Source organism: Nocardioides sp. F233, from assembly GCF_057813895.1.
In genome coordinates this window covers 1-489 of the sequence record NZ_JBVASH010000019.1, presented here as the reverse complement: position 1 = coordinate 489, position 489 = coordinate 1, and the positions used below count along the sequence as shown (strand labels likewise).

The window sequence follows — 489 nt, the reverse complement described above, 5'->3', positions numbered from 1 at the left end:
AGGTAGCCGTACCGGAAGGTGCGGCTGGATCACCTCCTTTCTAAGGAGCACACCCGCGTCGACAGCCGAATGAGTTGTTGATCTATGGGGTGTTCGGATAGTGGAACACAACAATCGTTGAGTGGAGCTTTCCACTCGGTAGGTATGGCACGCTGTTGGGTGTCTGAGGCATCAGACGCCCGCCTGGTTTGTTACTGGGTGTGGGGCTGGTACGGCTTCTGGTTGTTTGACTTCTTCATAGTGGACGCGAGCATTAATAATAGTGTTTGTTTCGTGATTGTTTTGTGTGTTCTCTTATCAGGTTTGTCCTGCAGGGAGCCGCTGACAGTTCTGTGACTGCTCGACTTCGATCATGCGTGAGTGTGGTGGGGGTGGGGTTGTTGTGTGTGTTGGTGGTTTGTTGTGGGCAAGTTGTTAAGGGCACATGGTGGATGCCTTGGCATCGAGAGCCGATGAAGGACGTTGGAGCCTGCGAAATGCCCTGGGGAG

At 53.4% G+C, this 489-nt stretch carries 1 rRNA gene; it reads left to right on the top strand.

Annotated features, from left to right (window positions below):
* Positions 1 to 404: 404 nt before the first annotated feature.
* Positions 405 to 489, top strand: a 23S ribosomal RNA gene (locus ACZYRU_RS26890); the annotation flags it as partial.